A 20,598-nucleotide genomic window follows, 5' to 3' on the forward strand; every position below is an offset into this window, starting at 1 on the left:
GACTTATGAGCGAGCCGCACCTCGGCGCATCACGGGGCCTGCCCACGCGTGACGCGTCTCGCCACCCCTTCCCCGATCGCCGAACTGCACGGCATCGACCGCGCGCGCTTCGACGCCGAGATACGCCCCGCCGCGCAGCCTGTGGTCCTGCGCGGTCTGGCCGCCGACTGGCCGGCAGTGCGCGCCGCCCGGACCTCCGACGAGACGCTGGTCGACTATCTCAAGACCTTCAGCCATGTCGAGCCGGTCGGCGCGATCGTCGGGCCGCCCGAGATCGAAGGGCGTTTCTTTTACCAGCCTGACATGACCGCACTCAACTTCACCCGCGGACGCTCACCGCTCGATCCGTTCCTCGACCGGCTGTTGCGCGATCGCACGGTGGCGCAACCGTACGCGATGGCGGTGCAGTCGATCCCCGCCCCCGACCTGCTGCCGGGCTTTGCCGCCGAGCAGGGCATTGACCTGGTCGATACGCAGGTCGTGCCGCGGCTCTGGCTCGGCAACGCGATCCGGGTGGCGACGCATTACGATCTGATGGAGAACATCGCGGTCGTCATCGCCGGTCGCCGCCGCTTCACGCTCTTCCCGCCCGATCAGGTCGCGAACCTGTACATGGGTCCGTACGAACTGACGCCCGCAGGCACGCCGGTCAGCATGGTCGACCCGGACTCGCCGGACCTGGAGCGCTATCCGCGGTTCGCCCAAGCGATGGAAAACGCCCGGGAAGCGACACTCGAACCGGGCGACGCGCTGTATATCCCGTTCCACTGGTGGCACGCGGTCGCGTCGCTCGCGCCGGTCAACATGCTATGCAATTACTGGTGGGATCCTGCACCCCAGGGCATGGCGAACCCCTATGACGCGCTGCTGCTCGCGCTGTTCTCGCTGCGGACGCTGCCGGAGGACCAGCGGCGGGTGTGGCGGACCATGTTCGACCATCTCGTGTTCCGTACCGAGGGCGATTCCGCGGCGCATTTGCCACCCCACGTCAGGGGCGTGCTCGGCGAGGCGGACCGCGACGGGCTGGAACAGATGCGCGCAGCCTTGCGACAGAGCCTCAACCGGTCCTGACTTGCGGGCACTACGGCCGTTGCAGCATGTTGATCAGGAACTGACGGATCCTGCCGGTGCGATCCGTGCTGTCCGGTCCGAGAATGCCGCGCGCGGACGGCGGCAGATGGTCGGCAGCCTGCGCGGCATCCGGTGCGAAGACGAGATGCTCGTACCAGCTGTGCCACGCCTGCTTTTCCGCGACCGGCAGATCGCGGACGGCACCGATCGCATGGACCAGCGCAAGGAACGCAGCGCCCGAGCGATGCTCCCACCAGTAATTGACCAGCACGTTGAGCCGGCCGAACGCACGGACGTGATGCCACCAGGTCGGCGGAATGAAGAGCGCGTCGCCGGGTTCGAGTTCGGCGACCTGCGCGTGCGCGAGCGCGTCGGCGAACCGCGGGTAGCGCGTCAGATCGGGAGCGTCGGGGTCGACCATGCTCGACGGCGGGCCGGCCATGGTATGATCGAGAGGCCCGACATAGAGATTGGGCAATTGGTCGGGCGGGAACAGCGTGAAGCGACGCCGTCCCGCCACCACGCATGCGATATTGATCGACGTGTCGTAATGCGTCGCGATCCGCGTCGCGTTGCCGATCCACAACCGCGCGGGCGCATCGATACCGAGATCGAGTGGATTGGCGCCTTCCCAGCCGGGCAGATGCTCGGGCGCGGTCGCCGCGTTGGCATACAGCGTGTGCGGCCGAGCGGCGTCGGTCTCGGCGTAGCGCAGAAGCTCCGCTACCAGCGCACCGATCGGGACCTGCTGGCGGTGGAAGTTGAAGCGCGTCAGCGTCTCGTCGGCGTAGAAAAACCGACCTTCGACCTCGGGCGGCGCGATCATCACGTCGAGCGGCTTGCCGCCGGGGGCGCCGAACGCGGCGAGATACTCCGCCATCGCGCGGTCGCCGCCGCGGCCGGCCGCGACCGCCTGCCAATGGCGCACCTGTCCGCGCAGGACGACGGGTTGAAACGTCGTCACGACCTCGCTGGCGAACGCGGCGGCATTTACGGCAGGGCGCTCCGCGACTCGGCGAGCGGTAGCGGCGTGACCCGTGACGAAGCGATCGGTTGCAGGGGGTGGGACGGACGACATCGTGCGGGACGATAGCGGCTGCAAACGCGCGACGACAGTGCGTTGACAGCCTCGGCGGCCTCCTGTGTGATACCGATCGCCAGACCGCCCCGCACCGACGTCGGCGCGCTGAGTCGCAGGCGGACGGAGAGAGCGCGATGATCAGGTGGAAACCGTTGGTTGCGATGGCGGTGGCGCTGGTGGCGAGCATGACATGTACGGTCAGCGCATCGGGTGCGTCCCGCGCGGCCCCTGCCGGGGACGCGTTCGCGACCGCGGCCCGGCTGCACCGCGGGGTCAACGTGCTCGGCTATGATCCCGTGTGGAAGGACCCGTCGCGCGCGCGCTTTCAGCCGCGTCATTTCGCGATCATCCGCAAAGGCGGCTTCGATTTCATCCGGCTGGCCCTGCAAGCCTTCAGCCATATGGACACCGCCAACAGGCTCGATCCGCGCTGGCTCGCGACGCTCGACCGCGTGGTGAAGCAGGCGACCGATGCCGGGCTGTCGGTCATCATCGACGAGCACGACTTCAACCTGTGCTCGGACGACCCCGATGCCTGCGCGCCCAAGCTCAAGGCGTTCTGGCAGCAGATCGGCGACCGCTATCGGACGGCGCCGCGGACCGTGCTGTTCGAACTGTTGAACGAACCGCACGGCAAGCTCGATGCCGACCGCTGGAACGCGCTGCTCGCGCAGATCATCCCGGTCGTGCGCGCCAGCAACCCGGATCGTACGCTCGTGGTCGGGCCGACCAACTGGAACAATCTGGGCAAGCTCGACACGCTGACGCTGCCAGCGGATGATCGCAATATCCTGGTCACGTTCCATTATTACGAGCCGTTCCGGTTTACCCACCAGGGTGCCGCGTGGTCCGACAATCGCGATCTGCACGGCATTCCGCTGACGCCCGCCGACGAGACCCGGATCCGCGCCGACATCGACACCGTCGCGGCGTGGAGCAAGGCCCACGCGCGGCCGGTGTTGCTCGGCGAGTTCGGCGCCTACGACAAAAGCGGCACGCCGATCGCCGATCGCGCGCGCTATGCCACAATCGTCCGCAAGGCCGCCGAAGCGCACGACTTCCCCTGGGCCTATTGGCAGTTCGACAGCGATTTCATCGTGTACGATATCGATCACGACCGCTGGGTCGAGCCGATCCGTCAGGCGCTGGTCGGCACACCGTGACCAGGCCGCGATGATCTAGCGCTCGTTCGAGACCGCAGCGGCGAAGCGCGGCGCCGGCGCCGGGTAGCCATCGATAAAGGTACCACGCGCGACGTTGTGCGGGTGGTGCGGTGCTTCGGCGAGATCGAGGACGGGGGTGACGCAGGCATCGGTGCCGGCGAAATGGTCCGCCCAGGCATCGCGCGGACGCGTGGCGAACGCGGCTTCGAACGCCGCCGCCATCTCGGGCCAGCGGGTGCGGTCGTGCTGCACCGTGCGCCAGTCCGCCACGTCCAGCCCGGCGAGCAAGGCGGCGAAGAATTGTGGCTCGATCGCGCCGACCGCGACATGCTTGCCGTCCGCGCATGCGTAACAGCGATAGAAGGGCGCGCCGCCGTCGAGCAGGTTGGCCGCGCGTCGGTCGTCCCACTGACCCACTGCGCCGAGCGTGTAGAACAGGCTCGACAGCAACGCGGCGCCGTCGGTCATCGCCGCATCGACCACCCGGCCCGGCCCCCCGCCCCGCGCGGCCAGCACGCCCGCGACGACGCCGAGCGCGAGCATCATCGCCCCGCCGCCATAATCGCCGACCAGGTTGAGCGGCGGTATCGGGCGCTCCGCCGGGCCGATCGCATGCAGCGCGCCGGTCAGCGCGAGATAGTTGATGTCGTGCCCTGCCTCCTGCGCCAGCGGTCCGGTCTGCCCCCAGCCGGTCATTCGGCCATAAACCAGCGTCGGATTGGTAGCATGGCAATCTGCGGGGCCGAGCCCGAGCCGTTCCATCACGCCCGGCCGCGTCCCCTCCAGCAGCGCATCGGCGGTTGCGACGAGCGCCAGCGCATCGGCGCGCCCCACCTGCGTCTTGAGGTCGAGTTCCACGGTCCGCCGTCCCCGCCCCAAGGCCGGCCCATCCGCGCTGGCGCTGTACGTGCGGCCCGGCCGGATGATGCGGACGATGTCCGCCCCCATGTCTCCGAGCATCATCGCAGCGAACGGTACCGGCCCGATCGCATCGAATTCGATGACCACGACGCCGGCGAGCGGCCCTGTCTTCCTCGACCCTGCGCCTGCCTCGCTGTCGCCCATGCGTCGTCCCGATCCCAAAGCGTGCGGCCAGCGGGTGCTGGATCGCGAAGTTGTGCCCTAACGCCGCATCGAAGGCCACGCGTTCCTGCCCAGTTTGCCGGCAGCTTCGGTCCGTGCGGGGTTGTTCTACCCCGACCGCGCCCGGTACTGACGTGTGAGCCGACGCTGGGAGTGCCGTTTGGAAGCCGTATCGATCGTCCTGTTCCTGTTGCTTGCCGTGGTAATGAGCGGCGCGGTGTCGCGCATGGTGCCGGTGTCGGTGCCGACCCCGCTGGTGCAGATCCTGCTCGGCGCGGTGATCGGGCTGTCGACCTCGTATCGCGTAGAGCTCGATCCCGAGCTGTTCCTGTTGCTGTTCCTGCCGCCGCTGCTGTTTCTCGATGGCTGGCGAATCCCCAAGGACGAACTGCTCAAGGATCTGTCGACGGTCGTCGAACTCGCGCTCGGGCTCGTCCTTCTGACTGTGGTCGGGATGGGATTCTTCATCCACTGGATGATCCCGGCGATGCCGCTGGCGGTCGCGTTCGCGCTCGCGGCGGTGGTGTCACCGACCGATCCGATCGCGGTCTCGGCAATCGCCGCGCGCGTGCCGATTCCCAAGCGGATGATGCATATCCTCGAAGGCGAATCGCTGCTGAACGACGCGTCGGGGCTGGTGTGCCTGCGCTTCGCGATCGCCGCGGCGCTGACGGGTACGTTCTCCGCGTCGGCGGCGGCGACCAATTTCGTCTGGGTCGCGGGGATCGGCCTGGCGGTCGGCGTCCTCGTCACGCTCGCCGCCACGCGCGCGAAGGCGTGGGTATCGCGACGGTTCGGCGAGGAGCCCGGGTCGCAGATCCTGGTCAGCCTACTGATCCCGTTCGGGTCCTATCTGATGGCCGAACACCTCCACGCGTCGGGGATCCTCGCGGCGGTGTCGGCGGGCGTGACGATGACCTTCGCGGAAATCTCGCGGCAGGCGCTGGCCGCCACCCGGATGCGCCGGAACTCGGTGTGGGACACGATCCAGTTCGCGCTCAACGGCATCATCTTCGTGCTGCTGGGCGAACAGCTTCCCGCGATCCTCGCCGGGGCCAAGGCGACGGTGCTGCTGACCGGGCATCACGGCACGTGGTGGCTCGGCCTGTACGTGCTGGCGATCGTCGCGGGGCTGGCGACGCTGCGGTTCGGCTGGGTTTGGGTTTCGCTGCGGCTGACGCTGCTGCGGCGGCGTCATCGCGGCTCGGAAAAGCCCGAATACAGCCCCGACTGGCGGCTGGTGGCGGCGATGTCGCTGGCCGGCGTGCGCGGCGCGATCACGCTGGCGGGTGTCCTGACGATCCCGCTGACGATGACCGACGGCACCGCGTTCCCGGCGCGCGATCTCGCGATCTTCCTCGCCGCCGGGGTGATCATCGTGTCGCTCGCGGTCGCCAGCATCGCCTTGCCGATCCTGCTCAACGGCCTGACCATGCCGCCCGAACCCTCGTTGCAGGCCGAGGAGGATGCCGCCCGGGTCGCGGCGGCCGAGGCGGCGATCGGCGCGATCGAGGTCGCACAACACGACCTGGCCGAGCGCGACGGCAACGCCGACTTCTATTCCGCGGCGGGGACCCGGGTGATGGATCTGTACCGCGAGCGGATCGAGAGCCGCACCGGATCGGCCAAGGCGTCCGCGGAGGCGCGGCTCCAGGACCAGCTCGAGCGGACGTTCAGGCTGGCGGGTATCAAGGCCGAACGCGCCTCGGTCGTCGAGCGGGTCCGCGACCGGCGGATCGGCAGCGCCACCGCGCAGAAGATGATGCGCGAGCTGGACCTGCTCGAAGCGCGCTACCGCGTGTGATCCTTCTGCTTGGCGGCAAGCACCGCTAAGGCGCTCGGCGATAACCACGGACATTTCGTAAAGGCGAGACACATGGCAGCGACCGTCATCACCCCCAGCGGCCCCGGCGCGATGGAAGCGGGCCTCGTGCTCGACGAGGACGGCCAGCGGTTCGTCATCCTGACGTTCAAGGAGCCCAAGGGCGAGCCGACGCTGGTGACGTTCACCGTCCCGATCTTCCAGAACTATGTCGAACATCTCGTCAAGACCGCGGCGGCGGCCAACGAGGAGGCCAGTTGGGGCATCCCCGGCTGAACGGTCGAAGCTGCAAAAGGGGATGCCGGCGCGCCGGGTAACGCCTAAAGCCACGGCATGACCCGACCAGAGATACTGATACCCGCGCCCATGCTTCCAAGCGTCGCCGTCGCGTTGAGCGAGCGATTCGTCGTCCACCAGTTGCGCGACCATGCCGACCCCGATGCCTTCCTGGCGACCGTGGGGCCCCGCATCCGCGGCCTCTCGGCGAGTTCGCTGGCGGGGCGGATCGGCAGCGACTGGTTCGACCGGCTCCCCGCGCTCGAGATCGTCGCGAATTTCGGCGTCGGCTATGACGGCATCGATGCGAAGGCGGCCGCCGAGCGCGGGATCGTCGTCACCAACACACCCGGCGTGCTCGACGAAGAGGTCGCCGACCTGACGCTCGGACTCCTGCTCGCGACGTTGCGCCGCATCCCGCAGGCCGATCGCCACGTCCGCACCGGCGCATGGGCGCAAGGCCCCTTTCCGCTGTCGCCGACGTTGCGCGGACGGCGGATCGGCATCCTCGGGCTCGGCGCGATCGGCAAGGCAGTGGCGCGGCGGCTCGAGGCGTTCGGCGTCGCGGTCGCCTATCACGGCCGCTCGCAGCAGTCGGACATAGGCTATGACTATCACGCAACGCCGGTCGCGCTGGCCGCCGCCTGCGACGTGCTGATCGCGATCGTGCCCGGCGGTCAGGGGACGCAGCATCTGGTCGATGCCGCCGTTCTCGCCGCGCTCGGCCCGGACGGCATCTTCATCAACGTCGCGCGTGGCAGCGTGGTCGATCAGGACGCGCTGATCGCGGCGTTGCAGGACGGGACGATTCTGGCAGCCGGCCTTGACGTCTATGCCGACGAGCCCAACGTCCCCGACAGCCTGCGCGCACTGCCCAACACGGTGTTGCTACCGCATATCGGTTCGGCCTCGCAGCACACGCGCGAGGCGATGGGGAAGCTCGTCGTCGACAATCTTTGTGCCTGGTTCGACACCGGCAAGGCGCTCACCCCGGTTTCGGAAACGCCGAACCCGCGCTGAGGTCAGCGTCGAACGTCGGCGGGCGCTCCGGTGAACGCGGCGAGATCGGCGCGCGTCGTCCGGCTGTGATCGCCCGCCGTCGCGTGCTTCAAGGCCGCCATTGCCAGGCCGCAGTGGGCAGCAGCCTCGCAACCCTCATCCAGGCGCGACAGCACGCCGGCGGCGAACGCGTCGCCGGTACCGATCCGGTCGACGATCTGGGTGACGAGAATCGTCTCGGTCTCGAACGCGGCGTCGCGGCGATCGACTCGCGCGGACAGTTCGTGCGTGTCGGCATCGATGACCCGGCGCGCGGTCGAGGCGATGCAGGTCAGGCTGGGGAAGCGCACGAACGCCGCCTCGCAGGCGCGCCGCCGGGCGTCGGGGGTGTCGCCCGCAAAGTCCTCGCCGAGTAGCAGCGATATGTCGCGGTGACTGCCGAACAGCAGGTCGGCGCCGGCGACGTGATCGACGAGGATCTGCTGCGGATCGACGCACCAGCGCGCCCACATGCTCGCGCGGAAATTGCCGTCGAACGAGACTTGCACGCCCGCCGCCTTTGCCGCGGCGATCGCGTCGAGCGACAGCCGTGCCGCCTCGGGGGCGATCGCGGGGATGATCCCCGACAGGTGCAGCCAGTCTATGCCCTGGAGTAGCGCGGGCCAGTCATAGGCGTCGGACGGCGCCACCGCGAAACTGCTGTCGAGGCGGTCGTAGACGATATGCGCGCCCCGCGGACCGCTCGGCGGCGACAGGAAATACAGGCCCAACCGACCGTCGGTGCGCTTGACGCGCGCAACGTCTACGCCGGCGGCGCGGACCGACTCCAGTGCTGCGTCGCCGAGCGATCCGTGCGGCAAAGTCGTGATCACCGCGGCGGGTTCGCCGAGCCGCGCGAGTGCGACCGCGACGTTGGCCTCCGCGCCGCCGAAATGCGCGTCGAGCCGCGCTTCCTGGAACAGATGCCCGCGATCGGGTGCGGCGAGGCGTAACAGCATCTCGCCGAAACAGAGCACCGTGCCGGTCATGCGTCGAACTCCCCTACCGCTGCTTGCAGCGCGGCCCGTGGACCTTCCGCACGCCATGTCGCAACGGACTGGGCGAGCGAATCGACGATCGCGTCGTCGAACTGCGCGGGGAATATGCCGAGCTCGGCGACGAAGCGCGCGACGACCTGGCGCGGATCGCGTGCCAACTCCGCCCAAATCGTGGCGAAACGATCGCGCAGCGGATCGTCCGAGATACCTGGGGCGTCGGCTGTGTAGGCGATCCATGCGGCGAGGCTCAGGCTGTGCCGCGGGCTGTCCAGTCCTTGTGCCAGCCGGTCGGTCACGGTCGCGATCCAGCGTTGCGGCAGCTTCTGCGATCCATCCATCGCGATCTGATCGAGCCGGTGATGCAGGTCGGCGTTGGCGAAGCGATCGAGGATAGCGTCGATATACGCGTCGGGGTCGAGCCCCGCCGCGGCGGTCAGGCTCGGTACCGCCTCCTCCTGCATCTGCGCCACGACGAACGCGCGCAGCACCGGATCGGCGATCGCTTCATGGACGAACGCGTGGCCGAGCTGGAGCCCGACATAGGCCAGCGTCGAATGGCTCGCGTTCAACAGCCGCAGCTTGGCGAGTTCGAACGGCGCGACGTCGTCGACGATCTGCGCGCCCGCGGTCTCCCAGGCCGGGCGCGGGCCGGCGAAGCGGTCCTCGATCACCCATTGGCGGAACGGCTCGGTGACGATCGCTGCGGCATCGTCGACGCCGATCGCCGCCGCCACGCTCGCGCGCTCGGCTTGCGTCGACGCCGGCACGATCCGGTCGATCATCGTATCGGGGGCGGCGACATGCGCGCGGACCCACGCGCCCAGATCGGGATCGCGGTGGTCGACGAACGCGGTCAGCAGGCTAATCAACAGCGCGCCGTTGCCGGACAGATTGTCGCACGAGACGAGCGTCAGCCCCCCCGCCCCCGTGCTGCGCCGCCGCTCCAGCGCCGCTCCGAGATAGCCGAAGATCGTCCGTGGCACGCCGCCGCCGAGATCGTTGGCGATCGCGGGATCGTCTGTCAGCAGCGCGCCACTTGCCGGGTGCCGGTAATAGCCCTTCTCGGTGACGGTCAGCGTGACGACGTGCGTGTCGACGTCAGCCAGCGCGGCGATCACCGCTTGCGGATCCTCTGCGGCGACCAGCACCGTGTCGATCGCGGTGATCAGCCGGGTCGAGGTCGCACCGTTCGATCGCTCGGTCACGGTGTAGAGACCGTCCTGCGGCGCGAGCGTATCGCGGACCTGCGGCGATCGCAGCGATACGCCGGTGATCCGCCAGCCATCGTCCGGCGTCATCGCATCCTGCGTGTAGACCGCCTGGTGCGCGCGGTGGAACGCACCGATCCCGAGATGGACGATACGTCGTACGGGCGCATCCGACGTAGCGGGCTGCGCGACGTCGTCGGCGAGTGCGGCCAGGGTGGCGCGGGACAGCCTCACAGCCGGTACGCCTTGCGCACGAGGTCGCTGGTCAACTGGTGCGCGAGCTCCGCCGCCTCCCAATCCTCCAGCCGGTGCTCCGCGACCAGCCGCGCGAGGAAGCCGCAATCGACACGCCGCGCGACATCGTGCCGCGCCGGGATCGACAGGAACGCGCGCGTATCGTCATTGAAGCCGACGGTGTTGTAGAAGCCTGCGGTCTCGGTGGTCATCTCGCGGAACCGCCGCATCCCCTCGGGACTGTCGTGGAACCACCAGCTCGGCCCCAGCTTGAGGCACGGATAATGGCCCGCGAGCGGCGCCAGCTCCCGCGCGTAGACGCTCTCGTCGAGCGTGAAGAGGATGATCGACAACTCGGTCGAGGTGCCGAACCGGTCGAGCAGCGGCTTCAGCGCATGGACGTAATCGGTGCGGCCGGGGATATCCGCACCCTTGTCGCGGCCGTGGCTGGCGAACAGTCCGGCATTGTGATTGCGGACCGAGCCGGGATGTATCTGCATGACCATGCCGTCGTCGATGCTCATCGCTGCCATCTCGGTCAGCATCTGCGCGCGGAAGAGTTCGGCGTCGGCTGAGGTCCAGGCGTTGCCGACGATGCGCGCGAACAAGGCCTCGCACTCGGGCGTCGACAGGTTCGCGGTCGCGGCGGTCGGGTGGCCGTGATCGGTCGCGGTGGCGCCCGCCGCGCGGAAATCGGCGCGACGTTTGCGGTGTGCGGCGAGATAGCCCTGCCAGCTATACACATCTTCGCCGGTCAGCTCGCCGAAGCGCCGCAGCGCACCGGCGAACTGTTCGTGCTCGACATCGATCACGCCGTCCGGGCGATAGGTCGTCACGACGCGACCGTTCCAGTCGCTGGCCTGGATGCGATGGTGCGCGTCGAGGCTGTCGTGTGCGCCTTCGGTGGTGGCGAGGAAATCGATCCTGAACCGGTCGAACAGCGCGCGCGGACGGAACGCCTCGGTCGCGAGCTTCTCGCCGATCGTGTCGAAATACAGGTCCGCGGTGGCCGGCTCGAACGCGACGTCGAACCCGAACACCTCGGCGAACACGTGATCGAGCCACATCCGCGACGGCGTACCGCGAAACAGCGGGTAATGCGCGGCAAGCGTCCGCCACGCCGACCGCGGATCCGCGGTCGCCTTGCCATCCTTGCCCGGGATCATCAGCGCATCGAGGTCGACGCCCTGGCTGTAGAGCATCCGGAACAGATAATGATCGGGCGCGAGCAGCAGCGAGGTCGCGTCGGTCCAGTTGCGATTGTCCGCGAACCAGGTCGGATCGGTATGGCCATGCGGGCTGACGATCGGCAGGTCGGCGATCTCCGCGTACAGCGCGCGGGCGATGTCGCGAGTGGTCGGATCGGCGGGAAACAGCCGGTCGGGATGAAGTTCGAGAGGACGAGTCATGCCATTACTCCTGCCGCATACGCTGTACCGCATTCAAGTCCGCGCAGTCCGGCGGGCTCGCGTATCCGGCCGATTAGCGGATATTTCGGATGAATGCAGGCACGCAAGGCAGCACAGGCCAGGAGGTGCGTGCGGCATTCGGATGACACGACAATGATACCCACGCTGTCGCGCTTGCTGAAAACGGTGGCAAGACGATCACGGCCGGATCGGACACGCCACCGTGCAACGGGGTTGATCGCGCGGCGGTGCGACCTTACCCGGATCATATGCTGATGCGGTTTTTCCTGGTGCTTCTGTTTGCCGCATTCGCGCTTCCTGCCGCAGCGCCCGCGGCGTGTCATGGCAGGTCCACGACGACTCCGCATGCGATGCCGGCGATGGCAAGCGCGCCCACGGAAGGCATGGGACAAGAGGCCGATCACAAAGCGGTCGCGCCGCACGGTTGCATTGGCTGCATTCCGCCTTCGGCTTGGACCGCGGCGCAGATCGATCACGTCCCGCCGGCCGCGGCCGCCGTACCGGTCGAGCGAGCCGCCGTATTCGACATCGGCATGACCGCCGCCCCAGTGCTGCCACCACCCCGAACCGCATGATCGTCGGGTGCAACCGCACCCTGACCTTCATGCTTTATCGGGATTTCAGACGATGACACGATCGATGCTGCTCGCGGCGAGTGCCGCGGCGCTGTGCCTGCCCCATGCCGCGGCTGCGCAACATGGTTTAGGCATGACCATGCAAATGCCGGACGCGCGCGTGCGGGCCAATAAGACAAAGACAAGGAAGACGATGCGCGTCCCGGTGAGGACCGGGGCCAAGGCTGCCACGCCGGCTCCCACAACACACGGAGCGGTCGACCAACAGGCCAAATCGGCACCGGGCGCGACGCCGGCCATTTCCACGATGTCGATGGACCAGAGGCCGATGCCTGACGCTTCGATGGACCGTGCGGCCATGGACCATGCCCAGATGGATCATGGCGCGATGACCCATGCTGCGATGGGGCACCCTATGATCGCCGACCCGGCCTACCGGGCGGCGTCAGATGCGGCAGTGGCGAAGATGCCGGCGGGCTCGGCGATGGCGGGGATGGCGATGGGGACGTCCGCGGGCTTCTACAGCCAGGGTAGCGGGACGTCGCGGCTACCGGCGGCCGAGGGACCGATGCGCGGCTACATGACCCAGGCAGGCGGGTGGATGCTGATGGCGCATGGCTATGCGTGGGGCGTCGCGACCGACCAGGGGGGGCCGCGCGGCAAGAGCGAAGCGTTCGTGCAGTCGATGGCGATGCTGATGGCGGATCGCGACCTGGGCGACCGGTTCCATATCCAGCTGCGGACGATGAACAGCCTCGAGCCGCTGATGGGCGCGCGCGGCTACACCAATCTGTTCGCGACCGGCGAGCTGGCGAACGACCGTCCGCTGGTCGATCGGCAGCATCCGCACGACCTGTTCATGGAGCTTGCCGCGAAGGTCGATTACCGGCTCGGGAACGGCAACACCGTCTTCCTGTATGGCGGGCCGGTCGGCGAGCCGGCGCTGGGGCCGAGCGCGTTCATGCACCGGGGGTCGGCGCGGTATCAGCCGATGTCGCCGATCACGCATCACTGGTTCGATTCGACGCACATCACCTACGGCGTGGTGACGGCGGGGTATGCGACGCCCGCGTTCCAGCTGGAGGCGTCGGCGTTCAAGGGGCGCGAGCCGGACGAGCATCGCTGGAATATCGAGACTCCGCGCCTCGATTCTTGGAGCGTGCGGGGGACGTGGACGCCGTCGCCGTTCTGGGCGGTGCAGGTGAGCCATGGCCATCTGAAGGAGCCCGAGGCGCAGCATCCGGGCGAGGATGAGAACCGCTCGACCGCGAGTGTGCAATATGCGCGGGGCGGGCTGGCGACGACGTTCGCGTATAGTCTCAAGGACCGCGTGCCGGGGGAGAAGCTGAGCGCGTTCCTGGCGGAGGCGACGTATGAGCTGACGCCGCGGCATGCGGTGTTCGGCAGGCTCGAGAACGTGGCGAACGACGAGCTGTTTCCCGATCACGACGATCCGCTGCATGATCGGAAGTTCCGGGTGACGAAGGCGGAGGTCGGGTATGCGTACCGGCTGCCGATCGTGGGGCCGCTTGGGTTGGCGCTTGGCGGGACCGTGGCGGCGTATGCCAAGCCGGAGGCGCTGGAGGCGGCGTATGGAAAGACGCCGGTGAGCTGGACCTTGTTCAGCAAGCTGGCGGTGGGGTTGTAGGCCGACGGCTGGTGCTGAGTGTTGCGGGCGACCACCTCCTTTTACCTGCCCGGCACCTCCTTTACCTCCCCGGCGGAGGCCGGGGTCCAATTGGGTATGCGGCAGTAACGAAGCGCAACGCCGATCAGCAACGTTCCCCAACTGGGCCCCGGCCTTCGCCGGGGTGGTGCTTCCCCTTGGACGGCCCGCTAGCCCATGCAAACGGTCGCTTTCGCTCGCCGTTCGTGCCGAGTAGGGATCGCGCGAAGTCGGCACCTGCTCGGGACGAACGGTTATGATGAAGACGACTGTGCTCGCATTTCTAGGGCTGACGCTCGCCGGGTGTGCGTATCCGTATACGCCCCCCGCCCTTGCGCCGATTACTGCACCTGCCCCCGTGTCAACGGCGGCGGCTGCGATGCCGCGCGAGGCTCGCGCGCCGGTTACCATCCTCGTGTCGATCGATGGCTTCCGGCCGGATTATCTCGATCGGGGGGTAACTCCAAACCTCAACCGGCTGCGCACCGGCGGCGTCTTCGCGAGCATGCGGCCGTCGTTTCCGAGCATCACCTTTCCCAATCACTGGACTTTGGTGACCGGTCTGCGCCCCGATCGCAGCGGGATCGTCGGGAACAGGATGGAGGATCCCGCGCGGCCGGGTGAGACGTTCACGATGACGACGGACGATCCGTTCTGGTGGAGCGAAAGTTCACCGATCTGGGTCGATGCGGAGAAGGCCGGGATCCGGACCGCGACGATGTTCTGGCCGGGCGCGAACGTCGCGGTCGGCGGCAAGGTGAAGCCCGACAGCCACGGGGCGATAGAGGGCGGTACGCGGCCGGAGGACTGGCAGCAGTTCAACCAGCAGGTGTCGGGAACGCAGCGGGTCAATGCGGTGCTCGACTGGATGCGGCGGCCGGCCGCGATCCGGCCTAAACTGGTGACGTTGTATTTCGATACGGTCGACAGCGCGGGTCATGCGGGTGGGCCGGACAGTGCTGGGGTGACTCAGGCGGTGGCGGATGTCGATGCGAGCATTGGCGTGCTCGTCGACGGGCTGGCCGCGCTTGGGCAGCGGGCGAACCTGGTGATCGTCGCGGATCACGGCATGGCGGCGACGAGCAGCACGCGCGTCGTGGCGCTCGACGCGATCGCGGACAAGGCGGACTATCGTACCGTCGAGACCGGGCCGTACGCGACTCTGTTCGCGGTGCCGGGGCATGAGTCGGCGCTGGAGGCGCGATTGCTGAAGCCACACGATCACCTGCAATGCTGGCGCAAGGGGGAGATCCCGGCGCGGTTCCATTATGGCCGCAACCCGCGGGTGCCGAGCTATCTGTGCCTTGCCGATGTCGGCTGGCGGGTCGATCCGAGCGCGCCGACCAAGGCTTCGGTCGGCGGCATGCACGGCTATGACAACATGGCGCCGGAGATGCGCGCGCTGTTCATCGCCAACGGCCCGGCGTTTGCTCGCGGCAAGACGATTGCGAGTTTCGACAACGTTGCGATCGAGCCTTTGCTGCGCGATCTGATCGGGTTGCCGGCCGAGGCGGGGCTGGACGGCACCGACGCACCCTTCCAGAAGGTACTGCAACGATAAGAGGAGAGGTTGTGCAGTATTTCGAGGATATCGAGGTCGGTCGGACCGCGTCGTTCGGGCACTACGGGGTCACGCGCGAGGAGGTGATGGACTTCGCGGCGAAATACGATCCGCAGCCGTTTCACCTGTCCGACGAGGCGGCGGCGCAGACGCATTTCGGTCGGTTGTCGGCGAGCGGCTGGCATACGTGTGCGATGACGATGGCGATGCTGGTCGCGCATCTGAAGGAGAACCAGCAGGCCGGGCTTGGGTCGCCGGGGATCGACGAGCTGAAGTGGATCAAGCCGGTCTATCCGGGCGATACTCTGCGCTGCGAGACCGAGATCCTGGAGAAGCGGGTGTCGGCGAGCCGGCCGGAGATGGGGATCTTCAAGAGCCGGATGCGGGTGTTCAACCAGGACGACGTGATGGTGATGACGTTCGTGTCGAACGGCCTCGTCGCGACGCGCCCCACAGATGCGCGAGCCGATTAATTGGCGAGCTTTGGCTCTGAGGGGCGACGGGCTGTCATCGAGTATTGATTCACGCGAAGGCGCTAAGTCGCCAAGAGAAGGTTTGTTCGCGCGGAGGCGCAGAGGCGCGGAGAGATTTTTGCATGGCAGAGCCTCGGGTGAGTTTCGCTGCCACCGCGAAGGCTCGCCGCCCTAGCCCCAAACAACCCTCTGCGCCTCTGCGCCTCTGCGCGAAATCTAAACCTTCTCTTCGCGCCATTGCGCCTTCGCGTGAACCAAACGTTTCCTAGTTACCGCGACGGACGACCGCCGCCGCGGTTACCGCCGCCTTGCCGTCCACCGCCGAAGCGCTGGCCGCCGCCGCCGCGATTGCCTCGGAACGCACCGTCGCCGCGATTGCCGCGGAAGCCGCCTTGCGCTTGTGGCTGCTGGGGGTTGGCGACTTGTCCGGGCTGCGCCGGCTGGCCGGGTTGACCGAACTGGCCGCGATCGGGACCACGCCCACGATCCCAGCCGCGGCCGGGACCGCGGTTGCCGAACTGGCCCTGACCAGGCGTGCCGGGATTGCCAGGGCGGTTACCGCGCCAGCCGCCGTCTCGGCCGCGATTGCCGCGGTCACCGCGGTTGGCGAACCCGCCCCAGTTGCCGCGCCCGTCAAAGCCATTGCCGCGATACTGCTGGCGACCCTGCCAATAGCGCTGCTGGTTGCCGTTCCAGCGGTGCGGTCGGCGATAGCGATCGTAGACATAAACGCCCGAGCCGGGATAATAATAATCGCCGCTCCAGCCGTAATAGGAGTTCAGCCCGCCGAGGCCGTAGCCGCCATACCCGCCGCCGATTCCGCCATAGCCCGCGCCGTAATAGCCGTCGCCGTAACCGCCGCCGCCGTAATAGGGATCGCTGGCGTAACCGACGCCTGCGCCGCCATAGCCGTACCCGTCGGTACAGCCTGCGACGCCGAGTCCGAGGCCCAAGGCTAGGCCGATGATGCCGAAGCGCTTCATGAACATGGAGAGTCTCCCGTACGTGGAGAGCGGACCCAACGCGCCGCTATTCGTCGTACAACGGAGTCGGTGTATCGCGAGTTCCATGAATGGGGTCTGACGCGGTTTGGGGTTGGCGCGCGCGCGATCTGTTCAATCCTACCAGGCCTCGCAGTCGGCGGGGATTAATCCGTGAAGCAAACCGCAACTACTACCTCCCCGGCGAAGGCCGGGGTCCAATAGCGATGAAGAAATAACGGCGCGCAGTCATCCGTTAGCAGCGTTTCCCAATTGGGCCCCGGCCTACGCCGGGGTGGCGCCGTATTGGGGTACGCGTGCCCTCTATTAGGCGACGAGTGTCGGCGCGCGGTCAGTGTCCGGGGAAGTGGATCAGGGCGGTTGCTTCGATGCCGTCGGTGCGGAGCGCGTCTGCTCCGCCGAGGTCGGGGAGGTCGACCAGGAACTGGGCTTGCGTGACCACCGCGCCGGCTTTGTGGAGCAGGCGGACGGCGGCGCGGGCGGTGCCGCCGGTGGCGATCAGGTCGTCGACCAGCAGGACGCGTGCGCCGGGGGCGAAGGCGTCGGCGTGAATCGCGATGCGGTCGGTGCCGTATTCCAGAGCATAGTCCTCGGCGATGGTGGTGCCGGGGAGCTTGCCGTCCTTGCGGATCAGCAGGACGCCGGCCTTCAGCGGTGCGGCGAGCGCGGCGGCGAAGAGAAAGCCGCGGGCTTCGATGCCGGCGACCAGATCGACGGGGCCGGAAACCGCCGCGACCATCCGCTCGATCGCGGTCGCCCAGCCCTGCGGGTTGAGCAGCAGGGTGGTGATGTCGCGGAACTGGATGCCGGGCTTGGGGAAGTCCGGGATGGTGCGGATCAGCGCCTTCAGGTCGGCATTGCGCTCTTTGGTCTCGGACATGGACGTTCCCTTCTTCGCACGAAGCGGCGGCCGTATCGCGGCGCGGCGCTACGGCCAAAACGAAAGCGGCGGATCAGGCTGTTTGCCCGTCCGCCGCTCCCTCTATCCGTGCGCCCTTACCGCGGGAGCCCGGCCGTCATCAATGCTTAACGTCGCGCCAGACGTTCTGGTACGCGCCCCAGGCGAGGCCGCAGAAGATCAGGATGAAGATGATCGACGCGAACCCGGCGGCATGGCGTGCCTCAAGGTTAGGCTCGGCGGTCCAGGTCAGGAACGCCGCGACGTCGGTCGACATCTGCTCCTTGGTGGCCTTCGTCCCGTCCGCATAACCGACCTGACCATCCGACGTCAGCGGTGGCGGCATCGCGATGTTCAGGTTCGCGAAATACGGGTTGTAGTGCAGACCCTCGGGCGTCTTGATGTCCGGGAATTCCTTCAACATCTTCGCCGACTGCGGCTGGTAGCCGGTCAGCAGCGAGTGGATGTACGCGCCGCCATCGTGACGCGCCTTGGTCATCAGCGACAGGTCGGGCGGCAACGCGTTGTTGTTGGCGGCGCGGGCGGCGACGTCGTTGGCGAACGGCAGCGGGAAGTGATCCGACGGGATGTTCTTCCGCGTGGCCGCTTCGCCCGTCTCCGGGTTGATCGACGGCTGCTCGATCACCCACTGGTTGGCGATCGCCTTAACCTCGGGCTCCGAATAGCCGATCTTCTGCAGGTCGCGGAACGCCACCAGGCGCAGCGAGTGGCAGGCCGCGCAGACTTCCTTGTAGACCTGGAAACCGCGCTGGAGCTGGCGACGGTCGAACTTGCCGAACACGCCGTTCGAGGCGAGATCCAGCTCCTTCGGGTGGAGATGATACTCGCTCTCGGCGGTCGGTGCGACGGGGTCGGTGATGGCCCCGTAGACGCTGCCGAACAGCGCGATGCCGAGCACCAGCACGAAGGCCGCGCCGACCAGGGATGCGATGAGACGAACCATGTGTGTGTCCTCTAGTTCGTATCAGTGCGCGGTGTGCGGCGCAGAAGCTGTGGACAGCGCGGTCTGGGCCGGGCTCGTGCCACCGTGATTGGCCAGGACGGCCTCGGTGATCGAGTTGGGCAGCGGCCGCGGACGCTCGGAGCGCGAGATCAGCGGCAGGATGATCAGGAAGTGCGCGAAGTAGTACGCCGCGCAGATCTGGCTCAGGATCACGTAGGTCGCCGTCGCCGGTGCACCGCCGCAATAGCCGAGGATCAGGATATCGGCGACCAGCACCCAGAACGCGATCCGCGCCTTGGGACGATAGTTCATCGAGCGAACCGGCGAGCTGTCCAGCCAGGGCAGGAAGAACAGCAGCAGGATCGAGCCGAACATCGCCAGCACGCCCCAGAGCTTGGCCGGCAGGATGAAGTCCGCGGTGAAGGCGCGCAGGATCGCGTAGAACGGCCAGAAATACCATTCGGGAACGATGTGCGCGGGCGTCGAGAGCGGGTTCGCCGGGATGTAGTTGTCCGGGTGGCCGAGATAGTTCGGGAAGAAGAACAGCAGCCCGGCGAAGATCAGCATGAAGATGCCGAGCCCGAAGCCGTCCTTGGCGGTGTAGTATGGGTGGAACGGGACGGTGTCCTGCTCGCCCTTCACGTCGACGCCGGTCGGGTTGTTCGAGCCGGGGATGTGCAGCGCCCAGATGTGCAGGATGATGACGCCCGCGATCACGAACGGCAGCAGGTAATGCAACGAGAAGAAGCGGTTGAGCGCGGCATTGTCGGGCGCGAATCCGCCAAGCAGCCAGATGCGGATGGTGTCGCCGACCAGCGGGATCGCCGAGAAGAACCCGGTGATGACCTGTGCGCCCCAGAAGCTCATCTGGCCCCAGGGAAGCACATAGCCCATGAACGCGGTCGCCATCATCAGCAGGAAGATGACCACGCCGAGCAGCCACACCATCTCGCGCGGCGCCTTGTACGAGCCGTAATAGAGCCCGCGGAAGATGTGCGTGTAGACGACGATGAAGAACATCGAGGCGCCGTTCGCGTGCGCGTACCGCAGGAACCAGCCCGCGTTGACATCGCGCATGATGCTTTCGACCGAGTCGAACGCGACCGCGCCGTTGGCGGCATAGTGCATCGCGAGCACGATGCCGGTGACGATCTGGATCGCCAGCGCGGCGCCGGCGAGCACGCCGAAGTTCCAGAAGTAATTGAGGTTGCGCGGGACGGGATAGCCGCCGCCGAGTGAATTGTAGACGAGCCGGGGAACGGGAAGCCGCTCATCCAGCCACCGCGTCAGCGGCAGCTTCGGTTCGTATTGCTTGGCCCAGGGAAAGCTCATGTCGTTTTCCTCAGCCTACCGTGACGACGGTGTCGGAGTTGAAGGCATAGTCCGGAACGTGGAGGTTCGACGGAGCGGGGCCTTTGCGGATGCGTGCGGCGGTGTCGTAGGCCGAGCCGTGGCACGGGCAGAAATAGCCGCCGAACGGCCCTTTGTTTTCGCCCTCACCCGCGCCGAGCGGGACGCAGCCGAGATGCGTGCAGACGCCCAGCGTGATCAGCCAGTTCTTCTTGCCCGCCTTGGTGCGCTGCTCCAGCGTCTGCGGATCGCGCAAGGTCGAGATGTCGACCGCGTCGGCTTCCGAGATTTCCTTCGGCGTCAGGTTGCGCACGAACAAAGGCTGCTTGCGGAAGCTGGTCTTGATCGCCTGGCCGGGGAGGATCTTCGACAGGTCGATCTCGGTGGTCGACTGTGCGAGCACGTCTGCGCTCGGGTTCATCTGATTGATCAGCGGCAGAACGATCGCGACCGCGCCTACCCCTGCAAAAGAGACCGCGGCGATGTTGATGAAATCACGGCGGCGAGGATCATGGGCCTCTTCGTGAAACGGCTCTGGCGATTCGCCGGGGGGAACCATGTCGTCGACTGTCGCCATTCATCTCGCCCTTGCACGTTATTTTTTTCGTGACGGGCTGGGCTTTCGGTTTCGCGAAACCATGTCCCCAATCCGTCCGACCGTCCCCACGGAGGCTGTGCTTTGATAGACGGCGGGGCGCGGGTTTGC

General features: G+C 67.3%; 20 protein-coding genes. 9 read left to right on the forward strand and 11 right to left on the reverse strand.

From position 1 onward, the window contains the following. The first annotated feature begins 48 nt into the window (after window positions 1–48). Complete coding sequence (locus C8J47_RS09270; RefSeq protein WP_259467461.1) at window positions 49–1,071, forward strand: cupin-like domain-containing protein; 1,023 nt, start codon at window positions 49–51, stop codon at window positions 1,069–1,071. Window positions 1,072–1,081: 10 nt separating this feature from the next. Here C8J47_RS09270 and C8J47_RS09275 read toward each other — a convergent pair whose 3' ends face one another. Beyond that, a complete protein-coding gene (locus tag C8J47_RS09275; RefSeq protein ID WP_121885457.1) occupies window positions 1,082–2,149 on the reverse strand; it encodes a cupin-like domain-containing protein in 1,068 nt (355 codons plus the stop codon). Between the two features lie 137 nt (window positions 2,150–2,286). Between C8J47_RS09275 and C8J47_RS09280 the strand changes: the two genes are divergently transcribed. Continuing rightward, window positions 2,287–3,315: a glycoside hydrolase family 5 protein gene (locus C8J47_RS09280; protein ID WP_259467462.1), complete on the forward strand. Its 1,029-nt coding sequence runs from the start codon at window positions 2,287–2,289 to the stop codon at window positions 3,313–3,315. Between the two features lie 15 nt (window positions 3,316–3,330). On the opposite strand, the gene C8J47_RS09285 is transcribed toward C8J47_RS09280, so the two are convergent. Next, window positions 3,331–4,380, reverse strand: a complete 1,050-nt coding sequence (locus C8J47_RS09285) for a CaiB/BaiF CoA-transferase family protein (RefSeq protein ID WP_121885458.1) — start codon at window positions 4,378–4,380, stop codon at window positions 3,331–3,333. A 178-nt stretch (window positions 4,381–4,558) separates the two neighbouring features. Between C8J47_RS09285 and C8J47_RS09290 the strand changes: the two genes are divergently transcribed. The 3 genes from C8J47_RS09290 to C8J47_RS09300 all read left to right on the forward strand — a co-directional run bounded on the left by C8J47_RS09290 (window position 4,559) and on the right by C8J47_RS09300 (window position 7,516). Beyond that, window positions 4,559–6,202 carry a Na+/H+ antiporter gene (locus C8J47_RS09290; RefSeq protein WP_183129065.1) on the forward strand — a complete coding sequence of 548 codons (1,644 nt, stop codon included), beginning with the start codon at window positions 4,559–4,561 and terminating at the stop codon, window positions 6,200–6,202. A 72-nt stretch (window positions 6,203–6,274) separates the two neighbouring features. Further along, window positions 6,275–6,496, forward strand: a complete 222-nt coding sequence (locus tag C8J47_RS09295; protein WP_121885459.1) for a hypothetical protein — start codon at window positions 6,275–6,277, stop codon at window positions 6,494–6,496. Window positions 6,497–6,586: 90 nt separating this feature from the next. Further along, window positions 6,587–7,516 (forward strand): 2-hydroxyacid dehydrogenase, encoded by a 930-nt coding sequence (locus C8J47_RS09300; RefSeq protein WP_259467463.1) that lies wholly within the window; start codon window positions 6,587–6,589, stop codon window positions 7,514–7,516. A 2-nt stretch (window positions 7,517–7,518) separates the two neighbouring features. On the opposite strand, the gene C8J47_RS09305 is transcribed toward C8J47_RS09300, so the two are convergent. From C8J47_RS09305 to uxaC, 3 genes are read right to left on the reverse strand one after another with little or no spacing between them, the layout of a single operon-like run. Continuing rightward, window positions 7,519–8,523 (reverse strand): sugar kinase, encoded by a 1,005-nt coding sequence (locus tag C8J47_RS09305; RefSeq protein ID WP_121885461.1) that lies wholly within the window; start codon window positions 8,521–8,523, stop codon window positions 7,519–7,521. Continuing rightward, window positions 8,520–9,974, reverse strand: a complete 1,455-nt coding sequence (locus tag C8J47_RS09310) for a mannitol dehydrogenase family protein (protein WP_183129066.1) — start codon at window positions 9,972–9,974, stop codon at window positions 8,520–8,522. The genes C8J47_RS09305 and C8J47_RS09310 overlap by 4 nt, the downstream gene beginning before the upstream one ends. Further along, window positions 9,971–11,383, reverse strand: a complete 1,413-nt coding sequence (gene uxaC / locus C8J47_RS09315) for a glucuronate isomerase (RefSeq protein WP_121885462.1) — start codon at window positions 11,381–11,383, stop codon at window positions 9,971–9,973. The genes C8J47_RS09310 and uxaC overlap by 4 nt, the downstream gene beginning before the upstream one ends. Window positions 11,384–11,658: 275 nt before the next feature. Between uxaC and C8J47_RS09320 the strand changes: the two genes are divergently transcribed. After that, a complete protein-coding gene (locus C8J47_RS09320) occupies window positions 11,659–11,979 on the forward strand; it encodes a hypothetical protein (protein ID WP_147454304.1) in 321 nt (106 codons plus the stop codon). A gap of 45 nt (window positions 11,980–12,024) precedes the next feature. Here the strand turns inward: C8J47_RS09320 and C8J47_RS19495 are convergent, their stop codons facing one another. After that, window positions 12,025–12,339, reverse strand: a complete 315-nt coding sequence (locus C8J47_RS19495; protein WP_259467464.1) for a hypothetical protein — start codon at window positions 12,337–12,339, stop codon at window positions 12,025–12,027. Here C8J47_RS19495 and C8J47_RS09325 point away from each other — a divergent pair. From C8J47_RS09325 to C8J47_RS09335, 3 genes are all read left to right on the forward strand, one after another. Continuing rightward, entirely contained in the window at window positions 12,338–13,627 is a 1,290-nt protein-coding gene (locus tag C8J47_RS09325; protein WP_259467465.1) for a hypothetical protein, read from the forward strand. The two genes, C8J47_RS19495 and C8J47_RS09325, sit on opposite strands and share 2 nt — an antisense overlap. 274 nt (window positions 13,628–13,901) lie before the next feature. Further along, a complete protein-coding gene (locus C8J47_RS09330; RefSeq protein ID WP_404969266.1) occupies window positions 13,902–15,206 on the forward strand; it encodes an ectonucleotide pyrophosphatase/phosphodiesterase in 1,305 nt (434 codons plus the stop codon). 11 nt (window positions 15,207–15,217) lie between these two features. Beyond that, on the forward strand, window positions 15,218–15,679 hold the full coding sequence (locus C8J47_RS09335; protein ID WP_121885465.1) for a MaoC family dehydratase: 462 nt from the start codon (window positions 15,218–15,220) through the stop codon (window positions 15,677–15,679). A gap of 269 nt (window positions 15,680–15,948) precedes the next feature. Here the strand turns inward: C8J47_RS09335 and C8J47_RS09340 are convergent, their stop codons facing one another. From C8J47_RS09340 to petA, 5 genes are all read right to left on the reverse strand, one after another. Next, window positions 15,949–16,668: a hypothetical protein gene (locus C8J47_RS09340; protein WP_121885466.1), complete on the reverse strand. Its 720-nt coding sequence runs from the start codon at window positions 16,666–16,668 to the stop codon at window positions 15,949–15,951. A gap of 343 nt (window positions 16,669–17,011) precedes the next feature. Beyond that, entirely contained in the window at window positions 17,012–17,560 is a 549-nt protein-coding gene (locus C8J47_RS09345; RefSeq protein ID WP_121885467.1) for an adenine phosphoribosyltransferase, read from the reverse strand. Between the two features lie 139 nt (window positions 17,561–17,699). Then, window positions 17,700–18,542, reverse strand: coding sequence for a cytochrome c1 (locus tag C8J47_RS09350; protein ID WP_056055500.1), 843 nt, complete (start codon window positions 18,540–18,542; stop codon window positions 17,700–17,702). Between the two features lie 21 nt (window positions 18,543–18,563). Then, a complete protein-coding gene (locus C8J47_RS09355; protein ID WP_121885468.1) occupies window positions 18,564–19,874 on the reverse strand; it encodes a cytochrome b/b6 in 1,311 nt (436 codons plus the stop codon). 10 nt (window positions 19,875–19,884) lie between these two features. Next, window positions 19,885–20,451, reverse strand: coding sequence for a ubiquinol-cytochrome c reductase iron-sulfur subunit (gene petA / locus C8J47_RS09360; protein ID WP_056489394.1), 567 nt, complete (start codon window positions 20,449–20,451; stop codon window positions 19,885–19,887). Window positions 20,452–20,598 lie beyond the last annotated feature (147 nt).

Source organism: Sphingomonas sp. PP-F2F-G114-C0414 (assembly GCF_003688595.1).
Lineage (GTDB): Bacteria > Pseudomonadota > Alphaproteobacteria > Sphingomonadales > Sphingomonadaceae > Sphingomonas.